The following is a 22330-nucleotide window of genomic DNA, read 5'->3' on the forward strand; positions in this document are numbered from 1 at the left end:
GGTCTAGGTATCGCTACTGTGTTCGCCCGTGTCTGGAAACGCTACATCGCCCCGGTTCTGAGCCGCCCGCCGCGGTTCCAGGTGGCAGCGCTTTGCTACCGACACGGCGAGACCGGCCCCGAGGTTCTGCTGATCACCTCGCGCACGACGAAACGCTGGATCATTCCCAAGGGCTGGCCGATTCACGGCACCGATGGCGGCGGCACCGCGCTTCAGGAAGCCTGGGAAGAGGCCGGGGTGAAGCCGCGCGGCGGCCGCCCCCTGCGCATCGGGCGCTATCGCTATCACAAGGTGCTGAGCGGCGGCCTCCCGATCATGACCGATGTCGATGTCTATGCCATCGAGGTCGAAAAGCTCTATGAAACCTTTCCCGAAGCCGGCGAACGCCAGCGCAGCTGGATGACGCCCGACGAGGCCGCCGAGCTGGTCGACGAGGACCAGCTCAAGGCGCTGCTGCGCGATCTGCCGGAACTGCCGGACAGCACGCGCCGGGGCTGAGCTCCGCGCGCCCGCGCCATCAAGGACGACTTTTCCCGTGTCACAGGACAGCACCAGCCATCAGTGGAAGACACTGGACCAGGACCTCAACCGCCTGTCGCGGCTCGAGGCCGCCACCATGTACAGCGCAAGGCCGCTGGTGGGGGTCGGCATCTCGCTGGTCTTCGTCACGCTGGCGGCGCTGGCGGCGGCGCTCTTCACCGGCGGCGAGCCGCAGGGGCTTGCCGTGGTGGTGGCGGCGGCCTTCGGCGCCTATATGGCGCTGAATATCGGCGCCAATGACGTGGCCAACAATATGGGCCCCGCAGTGGGCGCCAAGGCGCTGTCGATGCTGGGCGCCATCGCCATCGCGGCGATCTGCGAAAGCGCCGGCGCGCTGCTGGCGGGCGGCGACGTGGTCTCGACGATCTCCAAGGGCATCATCGACCCGCAGGGGCTGGCAGACGGGCGGGTCTTTGTCTGGGCAATGATGGCGGCGCTGCTCTCGGCCTCGATCTGGGTGAATATCGCCACCTGGATCGGCGCGCCGGTCTCCACCACCCATTCCGTCGTCGGCGGCGTCATGGGCGCGGGCATCGCGGCGGCGGGGCTCGGAACGGTGAGCTGGCCCACCATGGGCGCCATCGCCGCAAGCTGGGTGATCTCGCCGCTGCTGGGCGGGGTGATCGCGGCGGCGATGCTGGCCTTCATCAAGTGGCGGGTGATCTATGTCGCCGACAAGATCGCCGCCGCGCGGGTCTGGGTGCCGGTGCTGATCGGCGTGATGAGCGCTGCCTTCGCCACCTATCTCTCGATCAAGGGGCTGAGCCATGTGATGAAGATCGGCCTGCCGCTGGCGCTGACAATCGGCGCGGCGGCGGGCGTTCTGGTCTGGCTGATCTCGGTGCCCTTCATCCGCCGCCAGTCGCGCGGGATGGAGAACCGCAACCGCTCTCTCAAGACGCTGTTCCGGCTGCCGCTGGTGGTTTCGGCAGGGCTCCTGTCCTTTGCCCATGGCGCCAATGACGTGGCCAATGCGGTGGGGCCGCTGGCCGCCGTGGTCTATGCCCAGCAATCGGCGGAGGTCGCGGGCGAGGTGTCGATCCCACTCTGGGTCATGGTGATCGGCGCGCTGGGGATCTCCTTCGGCCTCGTCCTCTTCGGCCCCAAACTGATCGGCATGGTGGGCAGCCAGATCACCAAGCTCAACCCGATGCGCGCCTATTGCGTGGCGCTATCGGCGGCGGTGACCGTGATCGCCGCCTCCTGGCTCGGCCTGCCGGTCAGCTCCACCCATATCGCCGTGGGCGGGGTGTTCGGCGTCGGCTTCTTCCGCGAATGGTACATGGAGCGCCGCGCCCGCCGCATCGCTGACAACCGCCCCGTGGCGCAGCGCATCGCCCGGCAGGAACGTGCCCGGCGCAAGCTGGTGCGGCGGTCGCATTTCATGACCATCGTCGCGGCCTGGGTGGTCACCGTGCCCGCCGCGGCGCTGCTTTCGGCGCTGTGCTTCTGGCTGCTACAGGGGCTGGGTTTCTAAGCCCCCCGCCCGCGCCCGAGCCGGACAAAGACGGCAGCCCCAAATGAAAACGCCCCGCGCGGACTGCGCGGGGCGTTTGCGTTCGACGGGTATAATCCCAGGGATCACATGCGCGAGGCGACGTTTTCCCAGTTCACCAGGTTGTCGAGGAAGTTGGCCAGATAGGCCGGGCGCTTGTTGCGGAAGTCGATGTAGTAGGAATGCTCCCACACGTCGCAGCCCAGCAGCGCGGTCTGGCCGAAGCAGAGCGGGTTCACGCCGTTTTCGGTCTTGGTGACCTTCAGGCCACCGTCGGTGTCCTTCACCAGCCAGGCCCAGCCCGAGCCGAACTGGCCGGCACCGGCGGCGGCGAAATCTTCCTTGAATTTCTCGATCGTGCCGAAGGAGTCCTTCAGCGCCGCTTCCAGCTCGGAGGGCATGCCGGACTCGTCGCCGCCCATCATTTCCCAGAACTGGCTGTGGTTCCAGTGCTGCGAGGCGTTGTTGAAGATGCCGCTCTGCGCCACGGCGCCAGCCTCATAGGTGCCGGTCACGATCTCTTCGAGGCTCTTGCCCGCCCACTCGGTGCCGTCGACCAGCTTGTTCAGCGTGGTCACATAGGTGTTGTGGTGGATGTCATGGTGGTATTCCAGCGTCTCCTTGGACATGCCCTTGGAGGCGAGAGCGTCATGTGCATAGGGAAGATCGGGAAGTTCGAACGACATTGAGATATCCTCTTGGCGTTGAGTGAATTTGCACGACATTCCTAGACCCGCATAGCGTGAGGTCAAGTCAGTCCTTGGAAAAACGTCCCGGGATGCGGAATGTTCCACGTCCCGGCACGGGAGGGGGGTCAGGCGGGATGGAACCCGACCTCGCCGCCCGGCTCTGCCGCCACGCTCATCACGCGGAAGGCATAGTCTGCGACCGAGCGGAACACGAAGACCTGCGCCTCCTCCGGCCCGCGCAGCCAGTAGCCGGCGGCGACCTGCGCCAGCCGCGAGCGCCGCACGTCGCCGGGCGCAAAGGCCCCGGGCGCCATGTCGGCGGGGGTAATCTTCGACAGCACGTCTCGCAGATGCGGGCCGCGCAGGCGGAAATGCGCCCGCATGTCAGAGACATCGGCGGCAAGCAGGATCCAGTTCGGAAAGGTCTCCTCCAGCCGCGCCAGCATACCGGGCACCTCGTCATAGGGCAGCAGGAGCAAGAGCTCGTCCGGCGACATCCAGAGCAGCGCGCGCTCGCCCTCCGCCGTGGTCTTGAGCGGCTCGGGAAAGCTGAGCCCCAGCAGTCCGGTGAGCTTTGCGCGGTAATCGTCGGAAAACTCGCAGCGCAGGGCGATCTGGCCCAGCGGCGGCAGCGCCTCGATCTCGACCAGCCCGTCGCTATGGGCGCCCTGCATCGGGGCCATGACCTCAGACATTCTGTTTCTCCCCTTCCGGATCGTAGAAGACCGGGCTGACAATGCGCGCCTCGACCACCGAAGGCTTCTCGTCGGTCGGATCCTGATCTTCGGCGGTGAAGGCCAGCACCTCGCCCATGCGCTCGGGCCCATGTTTCACCAGCCCCATGGCGATGCCCTTTTCCAGCGTCGGCGACCAGTAGGTCGAGGTTACCCGGCCCTGCACATTGCGCTGGCCGTTGGCGTTGCGCCCAGGCGCGATGGCATAGGCGCCGTCGGGCAGCACCGTGCCGTCGAGCGTCTCCAGCCCGACGAGCTGCCAGCGGTCGCCGCGCGCCATGTCCTCGCGCGCCTGGGCGCGCTTGCCGAGGAAATCCTCTTTCTTCTTCGAGATCGCCCAGGAAAGGCCGAGATCCTGCGGGATCACCGTGCCGTCGCTCTCGTCGCCGATCATGATAAAGCCCTTTTCAGCGCGCATCACATGCAGCGCCTCGGTGCCGTAGGGGGTGATGTTCCACTCCGCCCCGGCCTCGAGCAGCTTGCCCCAGAAGGCGCGGCCGCGATTGGCGGGCACGGCGATCTCGTAGCTGAGCTCACCGGAAAAGGAGATGCGGTAGACCCGCACCGGCGTGTCGGCGAGCGTCCCGTCGGCCCATTGCATGAAGGGCAGCGTTTCCCTGCTGACATCCATGCCGCCGAGCTTTTCCAGCAGGTTGCGGGCATTGGGGCCGACCACGGCGATCTGGGCGTATTGCTCAGTGAGATTGGTCGTAAGAACCCTCCAGTCCCACCATTCGCATTGCAGCCAGTCTTCCATATGCGCATGGACGTGATCGGCGCCGCCGGAGGTGGTGTGGCAGAGCCAGCTGTCCTCGCTGAGGCGCACGACGACGCCGTCATCCATCAGAAAGCCATTTTCATTGCACATCAGCCCGTAGCGGCATTTGCCCACCGGCAGGGTCGACATCATGTTGGTATACATCATGTCCAGGAATCTGCCCGCGTCCGGCCCCTTGACCAGGATCTTTCCGAGCGTCGATGCATCAAGGATTCCAAGACTTTGCCGCGTGGACTTAATCTCGCGCTTGACGGCATCGTGCTTGGTCTCGCCCGGGCGCGGATAGCAATACGGGCGGCGCCAGTGGCCAACCGGCTCCCAGGCGGCATTGTGCGTTTCGTGCCAGTCATGCATCGGCGTGCGGCGCAGCGGCTGGAAGATCTCGCCGCGCGCCTCGCCAGCGATGGCGCCGAAGCTGATCGGCGTGTAAGGCGGGCGGAAGGTGGTGGTGCCGACCTGCGGAACGGGTTCACCCAACGCATCAGAAAGCACCGCCAGTCCATTGATATTGGACAGCTTACCCTGATCCGTCGCCATGCCCAGCGTGGTGTAGCGCTTGGTGTGTTCGACGCTTTCATACCCCTCGCGCGCGGCAAGCTGCACATCGGAGACCTTGACGTCGTTCTGGTAGTCGAGAAACGCCTTCATGCGCAGCCCCGCATGGGCGCCCTGCGGCATCAGCCAGACGGGCGCGAGCGGCGCCTCCGTCGTGGCCTCGGCCCGCGGCGCGGCCGCACCCGCCTTATGGCCCAGCGCCTCGGCGGCCGCGACCGCGGCTTTCTCGGCATCGGCCAGCGTGTCGGAAAGGTGGAACGCGCCGTTCGCGGCCCCGGCCACGCTCACGAAGGGCGCGCCGTCGGCACCGGTCGGCGCGCGGGAGGCATCGGGGCGGAAGAAGGCGCCGGCCTCGTCCCAGGCAAGCTTGCCGCCGCAATGGGACCAAAGATGCACCACCGGCGACCAGCCGCCGGACATCGCCACCGCGTCGCAGGGGATCTCTTCCAGCACCGCGCCCTCGCCGGCCTGAAGGCAGGTGGCCACGCCCGTCACACGCTTGCCGCCCAGCACCTTGGCAATGCCGCGCCCGGGCTCTACCCGGATGCCCAGCGCCCTGGCCTCCGCCATCAGCGCGCCGCCGCCCAGCGGGCGTGCGTCGAGAATGGCGGGCACGTCGAGCCCGGCCTGTTTCAGCGCGATGGCGGTGCGATAGCCGTCATCGTTATTGGTCACCACCACGGTGCGGTCGCCGGCGGAAACGCCGTAATTCACCACGTAATCGCGCAGCGCCGAGGCCAGCATGACGCCCGGCACATCGTTGCCGGCAAAGCTCAGCGGGCGCTCGATGGCGCCGGTGGCGGCGAGGATCTGCTTGCAGCGGATGCGCCAGAGCCGGTGGCGCGGCCCCCTGGCGCCAGGCTTGTGATCGGTGACGCGCTCATAACCCAGCGCATAGCCATGATCGTAGACGCCCGCCCCCATGCAGCGCAGGCGCAGGCGCACATTGTCCATCGCCTCCAGCTCGGCCACGGTCTTGGCCACCCAGTCCCCCGGGTCCATGCCGTCGATTCTGCCGCCATCGACCGGCGCGCGACCGCCCCAATGGGCGCCCTGCTCGATCAGCAGCACCTGCGCGCCGGCGGCCCCGGCGGCCCTTGCCGCCTGCAAGCCGGCGACGCCGCCGCCGACGATCAGCAGATCCACATGGGCGTGGAAATGCTCGTAGCGGTCGGCGTCGCGCACCTCCGGATGCGGCGCCTTGCCGAGACCCGCCGATTGCCGGATCACCGGCTCGTAGAGATGTTTCCAGAAGGCGCGCGGCCAGAGGAAGGTCTTGTAATAGAACCCCGCCGGCAGGAAACGCGCCAGGGTCGCGTTCACCTCGCCGACATCGAATTCCAGGCTCGGCCAGTGGTTCTGGCTGTCGGCGACCAGCCCGTCGAAGAGCTCGGTCGTGGTGGCGCGCTGATCGGGTTCGAACCGCGCGCCCTGCCCGAGCCCCACCAGCGCGTTGGGCTCTTCGGCGCCGGAAGCCACCAGCCCGCGCGGACGGTGATATTTGAAGCTGCGGCCCAGCAGCATCTGGTCGTTGGCCAGCAGCGCCGAGGCCAGCGTATCGCCCGCAAAGCCGGTGAAGCGCTTGCCGTTGAAGGTGAAGCCGATCTGTTTCGACCGGTCGGTGAAGCGGCCGCCCTTGGCCAGTCGCGTGCTCATCGCTCGGACCTCGTGATGCTGGCGCCGGCGGAGCCTCCGGCGGGAGTATTTGTCGAAAGATGAAGGATCATGCGCTTCGTGCCCGGTCCGGGTGACGCCGCGCGATGCGGTCGAGGATCTCCTGCGGCGGATTGTGGGTCTGGGCGGGATAGGTGCCGTAGACCTCCATGGTGACGCTGTCGCGCGCGGCGAGGAACCACTTGCCGCAGCCATAGGCGTGGCGCCAGCGCTCCAGCACCACGCCGCGCGGGTTGTCGCGGGTGAAGAGATAGGTCTCAAAATCGGCGTCGGAGCTGCCCGGGCCTTGGCGTTTCAGATGCGCCTCGCCGCCGGGGGCAAGCTCGATCTCGGCGGCGTCGATGCCGCAGCAGGGACAATGCAGGCTCAGCATGGGAAGGCTCCTAATCCGGATCCAAAACGCGAAAACCCGACCGCCGCGCTATGCCGCGCGGGGCCGGGTCCGATGAGGGAAAATGTTTTCGGGAGGTCGGCGTTACTGACCGTCGGTCGCCTCTTCGGCAGCGCCTTCGATGGCATTGGCCGCGCCTTGCAGCGCGTTGCCGGCATCGTCGACCGCGTCGCCCGCGCCTTCGATGGTGACGGTGACATCATCGCCGGAGTCGCCCGAGACGCTCTCGGCGCCGCCGAACACGACAAAGCCGATGACCGCCACCACGACGACGAGAATGCCGACGATGAAGGCCAGCCCGGTATTGCCGCCGGAGCCTGTCGTGGTTGTGGTTGTGGTGGTATTGTTGCGAGGGGGCGTATCGGCGTGATCGGACATCTGAGCGTTCCTGTGCAGTTTCGGACTGCATTGAGAACGCGCGTCACTTGTGCCCCGTTCCATCCCCGTTTCGCCCCATTGGCGGCATTCCGCCGGGCAAGGCGCGCAAAATCCGGGCATTTGCGGATTTTTCCGGGCTTTTCCACTCTCCCTTGAGCTGCATTAACATCCGCGTCGGCGTTGCCGCTTACGCTAACAGAGAGGCAACAAGAAAGGGCAGAGAGATGGGCAGATTGATGACCCTGACGCTGACGAGTCATCGCGGGCGGCAGTATCCGGTGGAGCTGTTTTCGCGCGATACCGTCTTTACCGATACCGGCGCGGTTTACCTGTTCCTGCGCGCGCCCGAGGGGCGCTCGGTGCAGGCGCAGGTGCTCTATGTGGGCGAGACCGGCGCCATGGGCCGCCAGATGATCGAGGACCGCCGCCCGGGCGGCCCGTGGGAGCGCGCCGAGGCCCTCGGCTTCGACACCATCGGCGGGCTGGCGCTGGCGCGTCCCGAGGACCGGGCGATGATCGCGCAGGACTTCATCCATAGCTGGCACCCGCCCTGCAATGACGGTCACGGCGCGCTGGCCGGCCTCGTGGGGCTGGTGGCGCCGGCGCCGTTCCAGATGAAACGGGCGATCGGCGGGAAGTAGCGGATCCCCGCTGGCGCTATGCCGGTCGATGCACTGTCGGATCGCACCATTCTCCGTCCTGGCGCCGGAGATATTCTGATCGTTGTGGAGGTGGAACAGCGGCGTGCCCCTTAGCATGCCCGGACCTTTCCGAGTATCAAATCACCGTATCCGGTCATCAAAGTTCCGATCAGAACGGAGAGCAATTCCACACCCTTCCGAAATTTGAGAAAATGAGAAACCGAGCTTTTATAGAGTTCGTCCTCTCCATCAAAACGGCATTCCTTTGGGAGCTCTCTAAAGAGCCTGTGGATCGCTTTGAAATGCACGATACGGTCAGTATCTTTTATTTCCCAAAAAACGATCAGCAATGACAAAACGATCCACACAACACCGAAACGTTGCAGAGATGCCCAGTCACTACAGGACTGACTCAGAACGTAAGTGACGCCCAAAAGGGCTATGACAGCAACAACGGGCATCAACGCCAAAAGCGCGCCTTCCGCACGCGCGAAGAGTCTGTGCAACGCCTGCAACTGTTCTTTCTGACGAGACGCAGCGTCACCATCGCGCTTTTCCATTGCGGCGAGGTGCCACTTGACCAGCGGCGCGAGAGCCTTGGCTACAAGCAAATCAAGTAGATCTTCACCGAAATAGAATATCCTCAATGCGCCACCCCCGCCGCGACGCTTTCGTCGATGAACCGCCCCTCGCGGAAGCGGTCGAGCCCGAACGCCTCGGTAAGCGGCGAATGCCCCTTCGCCATCAGCTCGGCAAAACCCCAGCCCGAGCCCGGGATCGCCTTGAACCCGCCGGTGCCCCAGCCGCAATTGATGAAACAGCCCTCGAGCGGCGTTTTCGACAGGATCGGCGAGCGGTCGCCCGTCACGTCGACGATGCCGCCCCATTGCCGCAGCATCTTCAGCCGCGAGATCATCGGGAAGGTCTCGACCAGCGCGCGCACGGTCTCTTCGATATGCTGGAAGCTGCCGCGCTGGGTGTAGTTCACATAGCCGTCGGTGCCGCCGCCGATCACCATCTCGCCCTTGTCGGACTGGCTCATATAGCCATGCACGGTGTTGGCCATGACGACCACGTCCATGCAGGGCTTGATCGGCTCCGAGACCAGCGCCTGCAAGGCCACCGATTCCAGCGGCAGGCGGAAGCCGGCCATCTCGGCCAGCACCCCGGAATGGCCCGCGACCACGATGCCCAGCTTGTCGCAGGCGATATCTCCCTGCGTGGTGGAGACGCCGGTCACGCGGTCCCCGTCGCGCTGCACGGCGGTGACCTCGCAATTCTGGATAATGTCCATGCCCATGTCGGAACAGGCACGCGCATAGCCCCAGGCCACCGCATCGTGCCGGGCGGTGCCGCCGCGGGCCTGCCAGAGCGCGCCCAGCACCGGGTAGCGCGGGCCGTCGATATTCATGATCGGGCAGAGCCGCTTGACCTCGCGCGGCGAGATCATCTCGGTGTCGATGCCCTGCATGCGGTTGGCATGCACCGTGCGCTGATAGCCGCGCAGCTCATGCTCGGTCTGGGCCAGCATCATCACGCCGCGCGGGCTGAACATGACGTTGTAGTTCAGATCCTGACTCAGCGTCTCGTAGAGCGAGCGCGCCTTTTCATAGAGCGCCGCAGACGGGTCCTGAAGGTAGTTCGAGCGGATGATCGTGGTGTTGCGCCCGGTATTGCCGCCGCCGAGCCAGCCCTTCTCGATGATCGCGACATTGGTGATGCCGAAATTCTTGCCGAGGTAATAGGCGGTGGCGAGCCCGTGCCCGCCGGCCCCCACGATCACCACGTCATAGCGCGGTTTCGGCTGCGGACGGCGCCAGGCGCGGCCCCATCCGGTGTGATAGCGTGCGGCCTCGCGGGCGATGGCAAAGACGGAGTAACGTTTCATCGGGCCTCGAATCCGGGACAGGCGCGTCCCCTACCACCAGAACTCAACATCAGCCGGGCGTGAACCGCAACCACCCTGTCCCCCGGCGGCGCGCAGGGCCATTTGGCCGCGCCTCTGAGGGCTTTTTTCCGCCGCTTTGCATCTATACATGGATCCGGAGGACGTGGACGGGAGTGAGCATGACCCTTTTCTGGATCGTTGCAGGCGCGGGCGCGCTGATCGTGGCGGCGCTGCTGGCGCTGGCGCTGCTGCGCGGGCAGCGCGAGACCGGCCCGGCGGAGGCCTATGACCTCCAGATCTATCGCGACCAGCTCAAGGAGATCGAGCGCGACGCGGCACGCGGGGTGATCGGCAGCGAAGAGGCCGAGCGGCTCAAGACCGAGGTGTCACGCCGCATCCTCGCCGCCGATGCCAAGATCCACGATACCGAGGGCGAGAGCGCGCGCGGGCGCGGCCCGGCCACGGCCATGGCGGTGCTGATCGCACTGGCGCTGCTCGGCGGCGGCTTCGGGCTTTATGCCACGCTGGGCGCGCCGGGCTATGGCGATCTGGGGTTGCAGGACCGCATCGCCTCTGCCCGTGAGCTGCGCGCCAACCGTCCCAGCCAGGAGGAGGTCGAGGCGCAGCTTCCCGCCACCCCGCAGGTCGAGGCGCCCGAGGATTACATGACGCTGGTCGAGCGCCTGCGCGGCGCCGTCCAGGAACGGCCCGACGACATTCAGGGCCACATGCTGCTTGCCCGCTCCGAGGCGGCGCTGGGGAACTACCCGGCGGCCTATGCGGCGCAGCGCCGGCTGATCGAGCTCAAGGGCGAGAGCGCCACCGCCAAGGATTACGCCGATCTCGCCGACATGCTGGTGCTGGCCGCCGGCGGCTATGTCTCGCCCGAGGCCGAGCGGGTGCTCGATGAGATCATGGCGCGCGATCCGGCGAACGGCGTGGCCCGCTATTACGGCGGGCTGATGATGGCGCAGACCGGGCGGCCCGATTCCGCCTTCCGCATCTGGGACCAGCTGCTGCGCAACAGCGCGCCCGACGATCCCTGGGTGCCGCCGATCCGCGAGCAGATCGGCGAGCTCGCCATGGCCGCCGGCAAGAACGACTACCAGCTTCCCGCCGGCGCCGCACCGCGCGGCCCCGGGCTCGCCGGCCCCAGCGCCGCCGATGTGGAGGCCACCGCCGACCTGAGCGACGCCGAACGTCAGGACATGATCCAGGGCATGGTCGACCGGCTGGGCGAGCGGCTGGCCACCGAGGGCGGCTCGCCGCAGGAATGGGCGCAGCTACTGGGCGCGCTCGGCGTGCTGGGCGAAACCGAGCGCGCCGGTGCGATCTGGGCCGAGGCGCAGACCGTCTTTGCCGGGCGGCCCGAGATGCTGGACATCGTGCGCGCCGGCGCACGTCAGGCGGGGGTGGTGGAATGATCCTCGACGAGATCGAAGACTTTGCCGCTGCCCTGCCCCCGATGCGCGCCATCGCCGGGCTCGACCTCGGCACCAAGACCATCGGCGTGGCGCTGTCGGACCGGTTGCTGACCGTGGCCACGCCGCTGGAAACGATCAAGCGCAAGAAATTCACCGAGGATGCGCAGCGCCTGCAAGCGATCCTCTCCGCGCGCGAGATCGGCGGCATCGTGCTCGGCCTGCCGCGCAATATGGACGGCTCCGAAGGCCCGCGCTGCCAGTCGACCCGCGCCTTCGCGCGCAATTTCGCGCAGCTCTGGGACGGGCCGCTGACCTTCTGGGACGAACGCCTCTCCACCGTCGCCGCCGAGCGCGCGCTGCTGGAGGCCGACACCTCGCGCAAGAAGCGCGCCGAGCTGATCGACCATGTGGCGGCCTCCTACATCCTTCAGGGCGCGCTCGACCGGCTGCGCCATCTGCGGGGGTAAGCCATGAGCGACGAGGTCTGGAAACGCGACGAGATCGAGAGCCCCTGCATCAAGATCTGCGTCATTCATCCGGAGGCGCGGCTCTGCACCGGCTGCCTGCGCAGCATCGACGAGATCGCCGCCTGGTCGAAGATGACCCAGGCGGAGCGCCGTGCGGTGATGGCAGAGCTGCCGGGCCGCAAGAGCCAGCTCATCCGCCGCCGCGGCGGGCGCGCGGGCCGGCGCGACCGGTAAGGCTCAGGCCGCCTCGGTCACCCGCATCAGCGCCTTTTCGATCAGTTCGGGCCCCACGCCGTCGCGCGTCGCCTCCTCCGACAGCACCCGCCGCCAGCCGCGCGCACCGGGACGGCCCGCGAAGAGCCCCAGCATGTGCCGGGTGATCTGATGCAGCCGCCCGCCCTGCGCCAGATGGCGCTCGATATAGGGCAGCATGGCGCGGGCAATGTCCTCGGGCGCCTTGGCCTCCGCCGCAGCGCCATAGATCCGCGCATCCGCCCCGGCGAGGATCTCCCAGGGCTTGTGATAGGCGGCGCGCCCAATCATCACCCCGTCGAGCCCCTCCTCCAGCAGCGCCTGCGCGGCTTCGAGACTGTCGATGCCACCATTGATCGAGATCTCGAGCTCCGGGAAGGCCCGCTTCATCTCCACCACCAGCGGATAGTCGAGCGGCGGGATATCGCGGTTTTCCTTGGGGCTGAGCCCTTGCAGCCAGGCCTTGCGCGCATGGATCGTCACCTTGCGGCACCCTGCCCCGGCAACCTTTTCGACAAAGCGCGGCAGCACCTCGCGCGGCTCCTGATCGTCGACCCCGATGCGGCATTTCACGCTCACCTCGATGCCCACCGCCGCGCGCATGGCAGCGACGCAGTCGGCCACCAGCTCGGGCGTCTTCATCAGCACCGCGCCGAACGTGCCCGACTGCACCCGGTCCGACGGGCAGCCGCAATTGAGGTCGACCTGATCGTATCCCGCCTGCTCACCAAGCCGCGCCGCCTCGGCCAGTTCCTGCGGCTCCGACCCGCCCAGTTGCAGCACGACGGGATGTTCCTCGGGGCTGAAATCGAGCAGATGCAGCGCCCCACCCCGCACCAGCGCGGGGGCGGTGACCATCTCGGTATGGAGCAGCGTCTGCCGCGACAGCAGCCGGTGGAAATACCGGCAATGCCGGTCGGTCCAGTCCATCATGGGCGCGACGGACAGACGGGAAGCCGTTGATATCTCCTTTTTTCTTTTTTTCTCAGCCACTTCGGCGCACCTTCAGCTCGTCTCGTTTCCGCTCATTATGGACCAAATCAGTCGATTTTGACACTGGATTTGGTCCTGTGGACCAAATACAGTTCCATGGACCAAATGGGGAGACCATCATGGGCTCGATCACCACGCGCAAACGCAAGGATGGACATAACAGCTACAGGGCACGTGTACGAGTGATGCGCGAGGGCACCGTCTATCATGAGACGAAGACTTTTGACAGACGTCCAGCTGCGACCGCCTGGATAAAGAAACGCGAGAAAGAGCTAGCAAGACCTGGTGCGCTGGAAGAGTTGAACGCATCCGATCCCCCGCTGTCCAAAGCGATCGAGCGCTATACCGAGGAAGCCGTGAAGGACATCGGCCGCACGAAAGCGCAGGTCCTCAGGACCATCACCACCTACCCGATCGCCGATCTGCCCTGCTCCACCATCAAGGCGAAGGATATCATCGAGTTCCTTCAGTCACTGCCTGGACAACCGCAAACCGTCGGGAACTACGCGAGCCATCTCGCCTCCATTTTCGCCATAGCCCGACCGATGTGGGACTTTCGACTGGATGACCGGGAGATGAGAGACGCGATCACCGTCGCGCGCCGCATGGGGATCATCTCCCGTTCTGCGCAGCGGAACCGCAGGCCCACCCTTGATGAACTCGACCGGCTGCTGGCCCACTTCATTGATCGGCGCCAGAGAACGCCTCAAGCCATGCCCATGCACAAGGTGATCGTTTTCGCTCTCTTCTCGACGCGCCGACAGGCAGAGATCACCCGGCTCACCTGGGATGACTTTCAGAAGGAGCACAAGCGCATCCTGGTCCGCGACATGAAGCATCCCGGCGAAAAACTCGGAAACGATACCTGGGTCGATCTGCCTGAGGAGGCCATTCGGGTCATCGACAGTATGCGCAAGAGCAAGGCTGAGATCTTCCCCTACTCCCCGGACGCGATCACGACCAACTTCACACGCGCTTGCAAGCTACTCGGGATCGAGGATCTGCACTTCCACGATCTGCGCCACGAAGGCATTTCCCGGTTGTTCGAGATGGGTTGGAACATCCCCCATGTCGCGGCGGTCAGCGGACACAGGTCTTGGGTTAGCCTGAAACGCTATACGCACATCCGAGAAACAGGCGACAAATATGCAAACTGGCCGGGAATGCAGGTCGCAATCGACAGAGCCTGAGCTCAGCCCGCCTTGCCGAAGGTTCCCCAGCCTGAAACTTTGAAGGAAGCTCAAATAGGCCACACTCCAAGCGATCTGCCTTCAAATTATCGAAGTATCGTTGGTTGCGGGGGCAGGATCTGATCACAACTTGCGCCCCGAGCAAGTAAAGATGGTTGCGGGAGGGCGCACCCATCATAACTTGCCACTGGACGGTCGGCCCATGGGGCCAGATGATGTTAGAGATGTATCTAAGAAAATTGCGATGGTTGTGGGGATTTCCCGCGGTCTGGAATTGCTATTTCGAGCGGTAGCTTAGCCTTGGCGGAAACGCGACAGCACTCTTGAGCGCTGCCCTCCGAAGGTGGAGGTTTAAATCCCGATAACGCGTCACTACTTCGTTGGTCTTTCAAACAACGTAAGAAACTACCGGCCCCGTTCGCGGGGCCGGTAGCCAAATTAGGCTGTCAGAGCAGAATTCCCACCGTCGTTCTTCCAGCGCCGCCAGGCGGGAAAGGCCAGCGCGAGCACGCCGAGGGCCACATGGGCAAGCGCGATACTGAGCGTGAAGCCGGCTACGAGAGCCCATGGGCTGATCGCAGCCCAGACACCCGCAACCATACGCGCCCAGTCAAGCCCTTCATGCGGTCGCCAAAGCGCAATTGCGGCAAGCACTGCGATCAGTCCTCCTGTCAGTAGGGCGCTCCAGAAGGCAATATCGGTCATCGTGACGACGAAGGGCAACCCAGCGAGGGCTAGGCCCGCGAGAAGGCTGATGCCGTCGCCAAGCTTGTCATAGTTCGTGGTCCAGGTCTTGCTCATGGTGTTACCTCCTTTCTCTTCACCAGGGATTCAATGCGGCCGAGCCAGCCGCTTGGGCGCCGGCGCAGGCAGGAAGGGCAACAGCTCCTCCTGCGAAATCGCACCGGTCGCGATCTCTTCCAAGGCAAGCTCTTCGGTTGCTTGCCGTTTAGGTTCGACCCGCGGTTCTGCCCCGGCCCTCAGCGCCCGGCTGCGGGCGCTCGCGGCGAGGACCAGTGCGAAACGATCGGGCACCGCCTGCTGGGCATCAATTGCAACGAAGGGATTCATGCCGCCCTCCCTTCCTCAACGGATGGATACAATCCGTCGGCGGCCACCGCCGCTTCAAGCGCCAACAGCGCTCGTTCAACCTCGGCAAACTGCGATGCACGCTGGTTTTCCGGCATGCCTTCGGTGCTGGCGACATCCTGAAGATACTCCGTGTAGGCCCAGTTCATCAGGATAGAACGGCGAGCCTCCAACGACAGGCTGGCGTCCGAAGCAACTTCAATGGGAGAACGCCCATCATCGCCGCCTTTCGGATCGCCCCGCCGTTTTGCGCCGGCCATCGCGTCACGATAGGTTTGCCGCATCTCGGACAGTCCGAGCCGAGAGAGCGTGGCATCGGACCACAGCCCGGCCTGCCTGTCCCGTGCCCGGGCGGCACGGCGCGCGGCTTCGCCTGCCGGCAGATGCACCTCGTAAGCCACCCCCAGACGCTTTGCATGGCGAATAGCGGCTTCCAGCGTCGGAAAGCTAAGGTCTATCTGCTGGATCGTGTCGTCGCCACCCGTCCAGCCCATCAAAGGCTCGAGCCAAGGACCGGTCCGGCGTGGAAAGCTCATCTTCCAGCCCTTCGTACGCGTGCGCCCCGAGGTCATCGCCGATTTCGACGGTTTCCATATCCGGGCGACCGCATCGTCCGGCAGAGAAGAGTCCCAGTCTGGTCGCGAACCGGCCTGACTCAGAATGGGTGATACATGTGATTGTCCTGTGAAATCTCCGCTGATCACGTTCATCTCTTAGCCTCCAGATTGCAGGAAGGGCGTCCGGCCGCCACCCGAGCGGCCGGAACGTCCCGTTCTGGGTCCAAGCTGGTTCAGGCCGCGACCGGTTCCGGCTCTGGAGCTGTCTCGAGCTGCCTGGTCTCGAGACCCTCGGTCGCCTCAGCCGACGCGATCTCGATCCGACGCGGTTTGAGTTCCTCGGGGATCTCGCGCTTGAGCTCGACGGTCAGCAAGCCGTTCGACAGCGTGGCCGCTTCGACCCGGACGTGATCGGCCAGTTCGAACCGACGTTCAAACGACCGGCCGGCGATGCCACGATAGAGATAGCTGACACCGCCGTCACCTTCGGGCGTCTCCTTGCGGCCCGACACGATCAGCATGTTCTTGTCTTGGGTCAGGGTCAGATCGTCTTCGGCAAAGCCCGCCACCGCCATGTCGATGCGATAGTCGTCCTCGCCGGTCTTGACGATGTCATAAGGCGGCCAGTTGTCGAGCGTCTCCACTCGACGGGCTGTCTCGAGCGCGTCGAGCATACGGTCGAAGCCAACGCTCGAACGGAACAGAGGTGCAAAATCAAGTGTCGTTGCCATAGCCATATCCTCCTTTGAGCAACATGGGTACAGACATCGGGAGCACCGCAGGAGCGATGTCCCGCTTTATGGCCGATCCCCATCTGGGCGATCTGCATAAAGTGATTTGGAACAGCACCTTACGGTTTCAAGAGGATGCTCGGAAACTTTTTTCTACGAACAGCTCTCCTATATTTCTCTTGCTTCCTTGTAGCATTCGAAAGGAGGAGATCATGACCGAAAACGACGTGAAAAGCATCCTGGGTCCCGGCACGGACCCCACGCTTCTGTCTGATATTCTGCGCACCGGCGCCGACGCCTCCGAACTTGCCTGTGCCAAGGCCTGGGTCGAGGCGGACGAGGCGCAGGTCGATGCCCATAGCCCCTTCCCATCGGGCCGGGTCGCCCGGCTGGTCGAATTGCTCGAAGCCGATCAGGAAGAAGATGATCTGCAGTAGCAGAAATCGGGCTGGCGCAGACGATGGCGCCAGCCCGTCCCTTCAGGTGGTCACAATAACCCGAACCGGTCCGTCGCGACGCAGAACATCGGCAACCACGTGGGTGCCAGACCGGCGCAGAGCCACATCGACGGATCCACCATCAAGGCGGAGATTGCGCAGCACGACCTCTCCCAGAAACTCCGGAAGGATCGGTTGCTCGAAGATCACCTGCCGCGCCTCGGCGTCGAAGCGCAGCCCGAGACAGGCCTGAAGCAGCAAAAGCGGCGCTCCCGCCGCCCAGGCCTGCGGCGTACAGGCCACCGGATAGAAGGTGGGGCCTTGCGTCTCGCGGCGCGGGAAGCCGCAGAACAACTCCGGCAACCGTCGCAGGTCGATATAGGTGGCCGCAGAGAAGATGCCCTCGAAAATCCGTGCGGCCTCTTCACGGAACCCGTAGCGCGCCAACCCCGCCCCGATCAGCGCATTGTCATGGGGCCAGACCGACCCGTTGTGATAGCTCATCGGATTGTACCGTGCCTGACCCGCGGCAATGGTCCGCACTCCCCATCCGCAGAAAGACGACGGCCCCATCAGGGCTCGAACGACCGTTTCGGCGCGCTCCTCCGGGACGATTCCCGTCCAGAGCAGATGGCCCGCGTTCGAACTGCGTACTCGGCAGGGCCGTTTGTCACCATCGAGGGCGAGCACATAGGTTCCAAGCTCATCGTCCCAGAACGCCGCGTCAAAACGGGACTTCAATTCCGAGGCCTTTTGCGCCTGTTCCTCCGCGATCCCGTCATGACCGAGTTCCCGTGCGATCTCGGACGCAGCCAGCCGGGCAGCATAGACGTAGCCCTGTACCTCGCATAGCGCGATCGGCCCCTTGGCCAGCGTCCCATCGGCGTGAAACACCGCATCATGACTGTCCTTCCACCCCTGGTTGGCGAGCCCCTTGTCGCTGCGCCTCCCGTATTCCACGAAACCGTCGCCGTCCCGATCGCCATAGGTCTCGATCCAGTCGAGCGCCGCACAGACATGCGGCCAGAGTGTTTCCAGCACCACCCGATTGCCGGTGCGTTCGAAATACGCCCCGGCGAGCATCACGAACAGCGGTGTCGAATCCACGCTGCCGTAATAGCGCCGGAACGGAACTTCGCCGGTTTCCGCCATTTCGCCATAACGCACTTCATGAAGGATCTTGCCTGGCTCGGCATCGGTATCCGGATCGAATTCCGTCGCCTGGTTGGCCGCAAGATGCAGTAAAACGCCCCGCGCGACCGCCGGGTCGAGCCAGAGCATTTCCCAGGCGGTGATCAGAGCATCGCGCCCGAACACGGTGCTGAACCAGGGCACGCCCGCATAGGGATAGGGCCCCTCCTCCGTATCGGTCATGAGCATGTAGAGGTCCGAGACCGAACGGCGCATGGTCTCGTTGAATATCTCGTTGGAGCTTTGCACCGTGGCTGCGCGGGAAGAAGAACGTCTGAGTGCGCGGCGCGCGTCCCGCAACGAGCGGAAAAACAGGCGCGACGGAGGATCCTCAGCCCCATTCACGTCGCAGCCGATCTCGATAAAGAGCGAACGCGTTTCGCCGGGGGCGAGGCTCAGACGATAGACGGCTTTCCCCGGCTCAAGCTGCGCAGGCGCAGGATCAAAACGCAGAGCGGTGCTACGTGGATTGTGGTCGAGCCCCCGGTACGACAAGAGCACGTGCGAGCCATCCACCTCCGGCAAGAGCGACGTTCCCCGGCGGGCCCGCACCCGGCCACGGACCTCAAAAATATCCGCAAAATCGGCCTCAAAGGCGATTTCCAAGGTAATCTCATGTGGGGCCTCGTCGAAATTGCGTACCGCCAGCCGCTCATAACACGTGCCCTGCCAGAGAAACCGCGTCCGGCGCATGTGGATGCGATCATGCGCAATCAGACAGCGACCGGTTTCGTCATAAAGATCGGGATTCGTCAGATCGCAGGTCAGCGTGGCGTTATCGTCGCGCAATGTGGACGAGAGCAGCATGGGCCGCTCTCCCCCGATGGTCAGATAGTAATGCGAGAGATACCTGGTGTCGCGATGGAACAGGCCCTCGGGGCTGCCTGGCCCCGAGAGCACATCGCCATTGTGATCGAACACGGCGAAGGTATCGCCGTGCTTCAGGGTTCGTGGCCGCCGCTCCTGCAAGGAGGCTGCCGCCGGGATGAAGAATTGCGCCGGCGGCGCGACCAGTTGCGACGCACGCAAGGCCGTCTGTTGCAGCGCCTCGGTCATCTTACTCTCCTTCGCACTCATTCCGCTGCATGCAGGACATGGGCCCCATGGCCGCCGAGCATATGCGGGAGCGGCATCGTAACAGCCTCGACGCCCGGCAGCCCGCGATAGATTTCGACATAGTCGCGCGCCATGCGATCTGCGGTGAAGCGTTCTTCGAACGTCTCGCGCACGATTCCTCTGCTGATACGGTCCAGCTTGCTGACGGCCGCGACAGCGTCCTCCAGCGAGTGCACGACATAGCCGGTCAGCCCTGGCTCCACGATCTCGGGCACTGAGCCATTCGCCCATGCGATTACAGGCGTGCCGCAGGCCATGGCCTCGATCATCACCAAGCCGAAAGGTTCGGGCCAGTCGACCGGGAAGAGCAGCGCCCGCGCGTTCCCGAGAAATTCGGCCTTTTGCTTCTCGTTGATCTCTCCGATGAACTCGACATTGTCGTGGGCGTCGACCATAGGCGCGATGATCTCTTCCCAATACTTGCGATCCGCATCGCCTATCTTGGCGGCGATTTTCAGTGGCATCCCCGCCCGCGCCGCAATTTCGATGGCGCGGTCCGGGCGTTTCTCCGGCGAAATCCGTCCGAGGAAAGCAAGATAGTCGCCGTTCGGGCGTTCGGTGAAGGGCAGCAGAGTCTTGGGAAGACCGTGATAAACTGTTCCTGCCCAGTTCACGAAGGGCACCGGACGGCGCTGGTCGTCCGAGATCGAAACGAGCGGATAGTTCGGGAAGGTCGCATAGAAGGGACGAAGATCAGGCCCGTCGAGCCGGCCGTGCATGGTCGTCACCATGCGATCGGCGAATGCGCGCGCCATGGGATAGTGCAGGAAGTCGATGTGAAAATGCAGCACGTCGAATTCATCGGCCCGCAAGCGGACTTCCTCCAGCATGGCGACATGCCAAGGCAGCGAGTTCTTCACGTTCGGATCGAGCCGGAGCGCTTCCTTGCTGCACGGAACCAGGTGGGCCTTGGTCCGGCTGTCGCCGCTGGCGAACAGCGTGACTTCATGGCCCTGCCTGACCAGTTCTTCGGTGAGATAGGAGACGATCCTTTCTGTTCCCCCATAGAGACGCGGCGGGCAACTTTCTTCCAGCGGTGCGATCTGTGCGATCTTCATCGGCAAAACCTCCTCTTCTGAGCGAAGCCTCAACAATGGATGCGAGAAGGTCGTCTACGATCACCCCGCCTGGGCATGACCGCCGGATGTGGCATCTCGAATTCGGACAGTCGTGATACAAGATCACTGCCATCCGCCGGACCATGGTTCCGGAACGCGAGATGGCCTTGCCCGGCAAAACCTCCTGCGCAAAACAGCGATGTCAGATAGCAGGGAACCCCTGCGAAAAGTTCAGTTAGAAATCGACTTTGGAGTTTCAACCCCCTCCCGCGCGCAAAAAATATGGCGCGAAGCAGGCAGGTGCTGAGTGTGCGTTGGCCGCATTCACGCTGCGCGACGAACCACAACCGCTCCAATCAGCATGCTCAGCCCCAACGCAAGGAACAGAGGGTCGGCGATCTTGGCTTGCAACAGGCCGGAGGCAGTCGTGACAGAGATGAGCATCAAGCTGAATTCGCCGCCATGGGCCAGGATGGCGCCCGCGCGAAGCGCAGTCTCGAGCTGTTCTCCGAACATGCGGGTCAGGGCAACAACAAGCGCGAGTTTCACCACCATGAGCACAAAAAGCCATGCCAACACCATTGGCCATGTCGACCAAAGCGCACCTATATGGAGTTGAGCTCCGATACCGATGAAGAACACCCCGACGAACAGATCCCGGAACGGCCTGATTTCCCGTTCAACGAATTGGCGGGCGTCGCCCTCAGCGATCATCATGCCGGCAGCGAAGGCACCGAGCGCCGGCGAAAGACCCGCAACCTGCGCAATAATGGCCGCGAGCAAGGCAACGGTCAGGGCCAGAAGCTGTGCGAGTTCAGCCTCGCCCTGGGTTGCGACCCATCCGGCAAGCCGCTGAAGCATTGACCGGGCGATGAAGAGCGCCCCGACGAGCACGCCCATGCCCTCGACCATCTTCAGGACGTCGTGCCCGCTTTCCACGACTCCTGCCGCGGCGATGACATCGTGAAAGGCCAGAAAGCCGACGGCCGCCAGATCCTGAAACAGCAGAACAGCGATCGCGACCCGTCCCTGGGGCGTCCCGAGCGCATCGCCGCCCGCCAGGACCTTAAGGCAAAGCGCGGTCGACGACATCGCGACCGCGCCAGCGATCAGAACCGCCGCCGCCGGCGCGATCTCGGTAAAGACGAGCAGCCCTGCGGTGACCGACCCTCCGGTTACGAGCACCTGTGTCAGACCGAGTCCGAAGATCAGCCGCCGGAGCGACACGAGCTTGTCGAGGGAGAATTCCAGACCAAGCGCAAAGAGAAGCAGGATCACCCCGACCTCACCTATAAGCGTCAGTGTGGCACCCTCGGCGATGAGCCCCAGACCGGACGGCCCGATCACAATGCCGGACAGCAGGAAACCGACCAGTGCGGGGATGCCAAGCCATGCGCAGATCGCGACATGGCAAAAAGCCATCATGGCGAGCAACGCGGCGGCCTCCAACAGCCCCTGGTCGGCGTGCATCAACGTCGCCCGCTTCCATAGACAGTTGCCCCGATCCACGCCGGTGGGTCGGACGCGGGGAAGGATTCAGCACTCGCTTCACAGACCGGGTCTGCAGCCGTCGCGAGTTCCGCTGATAGATCACGAACGCTGGCCGCGTCGATGCCTCGGTGAAGCCGGTGCCGGGAACTCGGTCGGTGGCCGGTCTCGATGCGGTGGGCGCCAGGAGCATCGGCTCCCTTGCTGGTTGGCGCTGTCTCCCACCAGAAGCGGCGCGGTGGCACGGATCGACGTTTGTCCGGCTCGTGGCGCACGATATACTGCCAGTCGTTTCGTTCCGCGAAGGCGATGGCGCTGTCGAGATCAGGGAATGTCAGGCGGATCGGACGATAGGGATCTTTGGTTGCGGTCCAGCCCATAAGAGGCTCGATGACCGGCGCCCGGGCCGTCTCAAACTCGAGTATCCAATGCTGCCGCCTGATTGGAGCGGAGGTGTGAGACGAGCGAGCTGGCCTGTAGATCAACGCTGTCGGCACGTCTGGAGATGTCAGGTCAGTTCCGGGGATCTTCGGTCGAAACGGTGGGCGGTTGTGTCCTTTCAGCATGATTTACC

General features: G+C 64.5%; 24 protein-coding genes. 8 read left to right on the forward strand and 16 right to left on the reverse strand.

The genetic code is table 11. From position 1 onward, the window contains the following. Positions 1 to 18: 18 nt before the first annotated feature. Together Ga0080574_RS24045 and Ga0080574_RS24050 are read left to right on the forward strand one after the other, a co-directional pair. Positions 19 to 498 (forward strand): NUDIX hydrolase, encoded by a 480-nt coding sequence (locus Ga0080574_RS24045; RefSeq protein WP_076705594.1) that lies wholly within the window; start codon positions 19 to 21, stop codon positions 496 to 498. A gap of 37 nt (positions 499 to 535) precedes the next feature. Beyond that, entirely contained in the window at positions 536 to 2017 is a 1482-nt protein-coding gene (locus tag Ga0080574_RS24050) for an inorganic phosphate transporter (RefSeq protein ID WP_076705596.1), read from the forward strand. Between the two features lie 104 nt (positions 2018 to 2121). Here the strand turns inward: Ga0080574_RS24050 and Ga0080574_RS24055 are convergent, their stop codons facing one another. From Ga0080574_RS24055 to Ga0080574_RS24075, 5 genes are all read right to left on the reverse strand, one after another. Next, positions 2122 to 2721 carry a superoxide dismutase gene (locus tag Ga0080574_RS24055; RefSeq protein WP_076705599.1) on the reverse strand — a complete coding sequence of 200 codons (600 nt, stop codon included), beginning with the start codon at positions 2719 to 2721 and terminating at the stop codon, positions 2122 to 2124. 128 nt (positions 2722 to 2849) lie between these two features. Then, positions 2850 to 3419 (reverse strand): sarcosine oxidase subunit gamma, encoded by a 570-nt coding sequence (locus tag Ga0080574_RS24060; RefSeq protein WP_076705601.1) that lies wholly within the window; start codon positions 3417 to 3419, stop codon positions 2850 to 2852. Further along, entirely contained in the window at positions 3412 to 6447 is a 3036-nt protein-coding gene (locus Ga0080574_RS24065; protein ID WP_076705603.1) for a sarcosine oxidase subunit alpha family protein, read from the reverse strand. Before Ga0080574_RS24065 ends, Ga0080574_RS24060 begins: the two co-directional genes overlap by 8 nt. Before the next feature lie 67 nt (positions 6448 to 6514). Beyond that, a complete protein-coding gene (locus Ga0080574_RS24070) occupies positions 6515 to 6838 on the reverse strand; it encodes a sarcosine oxidase subunit delta (RefSeq protein WP_076705605.1) in 324 nt (107 codons plus the stop codon). Positions 6839 to 6940: 102 nt separating this feature from the next. Beyond that, entirely contained in the window at positions 6941 to 7234 is a 294-nt protein-coding gene (locus Ga0080574_RS24075) for a hypothetical protein (protein ID WP_156876441.1), read from the reverse strand. 236 nt (positions 7235 to 7470) lie between these two features. On the opposite strand from Ga0080574_RS24075, the gene Ga0080574_RS24080 reads away from it, so the two are divergent. Further along, complete coding sequence (locus Ga0080574_RS24080) at positions 7471 to 7875, forward strand: hypothetical protein (RefSeq protein ID WP_237219312.1); 405 nt, start codon at positions 7471 to 7473, stop codon at positions 7873 to 7875. Positions 7876 to 7985: 110 nt separating this feature from the next. Here the strand turns inward: Ga0080574_RS24080 and Ga0080574_RS24085 are convergent, their stop codons facing one another. After that, entirely contained in the window at positions 7986 to 8522 is a 537-nt protein-coding gene (locus Ga0080574_RS24085; protein ID WP_076705609.1) for a hypothetical protein, read from the reverse strand. Continuing rightward, complete coding sequence (locus Ga0080574_RS24090) at positions 8519 to 9763, reverse strand: sarcosine oxidase subunit beta family protein (RefSeq protein WP_076705611.1); 1245 nt, start codon at positions 9761 to 9763, stop codon at positions 8519 to 8521. The genes Ga0080574_RS24085 and Ga0080574_RS24090 overlap by 4 nt, the downstream gene beginning before the upstream one ends. A 179-nt stretch (positions 9764 to 9942) precedes the next feature. Here Ga0080574_RS24090 and ccmI point away from each other — a divergent pair, with 179 nt between their 5' ends. Genes ccmI through Ga0080574_RS24105 form a run of 3 tightly spaced genes read left to right on the forward strand, consistent with a single transcriptional unit; the run spans position 9943 to position 11888 of the window. Beyond that, entirely contained in the window at positions 9943 to 11187 is a 1245-nt protein-coding gene (gene ccmI / locus Ga0080574_RS24095; RefSeq protein ID WP_076705613.1) for a c-type cytochrome biogenesis protein CcmI, read from the forward strand. Further along, positions 11184 to 11654 carry a Holliday junction resolvase RuvX gene (gene ruvX, locus Ga0080574_RS24100; protein WP_076705615.1) on the forward strand — a complete coding sequence of 157 codons (471 nt, stop codon included), beginning with the start codon at positions 11184 to 11186 and terminating at the stop codon, positions 11652 to 11654. The genes ccmI and ruvX overlap by 4 nt, the downstream gene beginning before the upstream one ends. A gap of 3 nt (positions 11655 to 11657) precedes the next feature. Beyond that, on the forward strand, positions 11658 to 11888 hold the full coding sequence (locus tag Ga0080574_RS24105; protein WP_076705617.1) for a DUF1289 domain-containing protein: 231 nt from the start codon (positions 11658 to 11660) through the stop codon (positions 11886 to 11888). Positions 11889 to 11891: 3 nt separating this feature from the next. Here Ga0080574_RS24105 and dusA read toward each other — a convergent pair whose 3' ends face one another. Continuing rightward, positions 11892 to 12899 (reverse strand): tRNA dihydrouridine(20/20a) synthase DusA, encoded by a 1008-nt coding sequence (gene dusA, locus Ga0080574_RS24110; protein ID WP_076705620.1) that lies wholly within the window; start codon positions 12897 to 12899, stop codon positions 11892 to 11894. A gap of 119 nt (positions 12900 to 13018) precedes the next feature. Here dusA and Ga0080574_RS24115 point away from each other — a divergent pair, with 119 nt between their 5' ends. Continuing rightward, complete coding sequence (locus Ga0080574_RS24115; protein ID WP_043869992.1) at positions 13019 to 14089, forward strand: site-specific integrase; 1071 nt, start codon at positions 13019 to 13021, stop codon at positions 14087 to 14089. 438 nt (positions 14090 to 14527) lie between these two features. Here the strand turns inward: Ga0080574_RS24115 and Ga0080574_RS24120 are convergent, their stop codons facing one another. The 4 genes from Ga0080574_RS24120 to Ga0080574_RS24135 all read right to left on the reverse strand — a co-directional run bounded on the left by Ga0080574_RS24120 (position 14528) and on the right by Ga0080574_RS24135 (position 16466). Continuing rightward, a complete protein-coding gene (locus Ga0080574_RS24120) occupies positions 14528 to 14890 on the reverse strand; it encodes an SPW repeat domain-containing protein (protein ID WP_052453269.1) in 363 nt (120 codons plus the stop codon). Between the two features lie 30 nt (positions 14891 to 14920). Next, complete coding sequence (gene rpoZ, locus Ga0080574_RS24125) at positions 14921 to 15160, reverse strand: DNA-directed RNA polymerase subunit omega (protein WP_052453270.1); 240 nt, start codon at positions 15158 to 15160, stop codon at positions 14921 to 14923. Beyond that, positions 15157 to 15888: an NADH dehydrogenase ubiquinone Fe-S protein 4 gene (locus tag Ga0080574_RS24130; protein WP_082033237.1), complete on the reverse strand. Its 732-nt coding sequence runs from the start codon at positions 15886 to 15888 to the stop codon at positions 15157 to 15159. Before Ga0080574_RS24130 ends, rpoZ begins: the two co-directional genes overlap by 4 nt. Before the next feature lie 80 nt (positions 15889 to 15968). Beyond that, positions 15969 to 16466, reverse strand: coding sequence for an Hsp20 family protein (locus tag Ga0080574_RS24135; protein WP_043869993.1), 498 nt, complete (start codon positions 16464 to 16466; stop codon positions 15969 to 15971). A 212-nt stretch (positions 16467 to 16678) separates the two neighbouring features. Between Ga0080574_RS24135 and Ga0080574_RS24140 the strand changes: the two genes are divergently transcribed. After that, complete coding sequence (locus Ga0080574_RS24140; RefSeq protein ID WP_043869994.1) at positions 16679 to 16903, forward strand: hypothetical protein; 225 nt, start codon at positions 16679 to 16681, stop codon at positions 16901 to 16903. A gap of 42 nt (positions 16904 to 16945) precedes the next feature. On the opposite strand, the gene Ga0080574_RS24145 is transcribed toward Ga0080574_RS24140, so the two are convergent. The 4 genes from Ga0080574_RS24145 to Ga0080574_RS24160 all read right to left on the reverse strand — a co-directional run bounded on the left by Ga0080574_RS24145 (position 16946) and on the right by Ga0080574_RS24160 (position 22322). After that, positions 16946 to 19150: an amylo-alpha-1,6-glucosidase gene (locus Ga0080574_RS24145; protein WP_043869995.1), complete on the reverse strand. Its 2205-nt coding sequence runs from the start codon at positions 19148 to 19150 to the stop codon at positions 16946 to 16948. 17 nt (positions 19151 to 19167) lie between these two features. After that, positions 19168 to 20268, reverse strand: a complete 1101-nt coding sequence (locus Ga0080574_RS24150) for a glycosyltransferase family 4 protein (RefSeq protein ID WP_076705622.1) — start codon at positions 20266 to 20268, stop codon at positions 19168 to 19170. 324 nt (positions 20269 to 20592) lie between these two features. Next, the gene (locus Ga0080574_RS24155) at positions 20593 to 21738 is read right to left on the reverse strand and encodes a cation:proton antiporter (RefSeq protein ID WP_043869997.1); all 1146 of its coding nucleotides are present in this window, start codon (positions 21736 to 21738) and stop codon (positions 20593 to 20595) included. Further along, on the reverse strand, positions 21738 to 22322 hold the full coding sequence (locus Ga0080574_RS24160; protein WP_074743001.1) for an NADH dehydrogenase ubiquinone Fe-S protein 4: 585 nt from the start codon (positions 22320 to 22322) through the stop codon (positions 21738 to 21740). The genes Ga0080574_RS24155 and Ga0080574_RS24160 overlap by 1 nt, the downstream gene beginning before the upstream one ends. Positions 22323 to 22330 lie beyond the last annotated feature (8 nt).

Origin of the sequence: Salipiger abyssi (assembly GCF_001975705.1) — a bacterium.
In the GTDB taxonomy this organism is placed as follows: Bacteria; Pseudomonadota; Alphaproteobacteria; order Rhodobacterales; family Rhodobacteraceae; genus Salipiger; species Salipiger abyssi.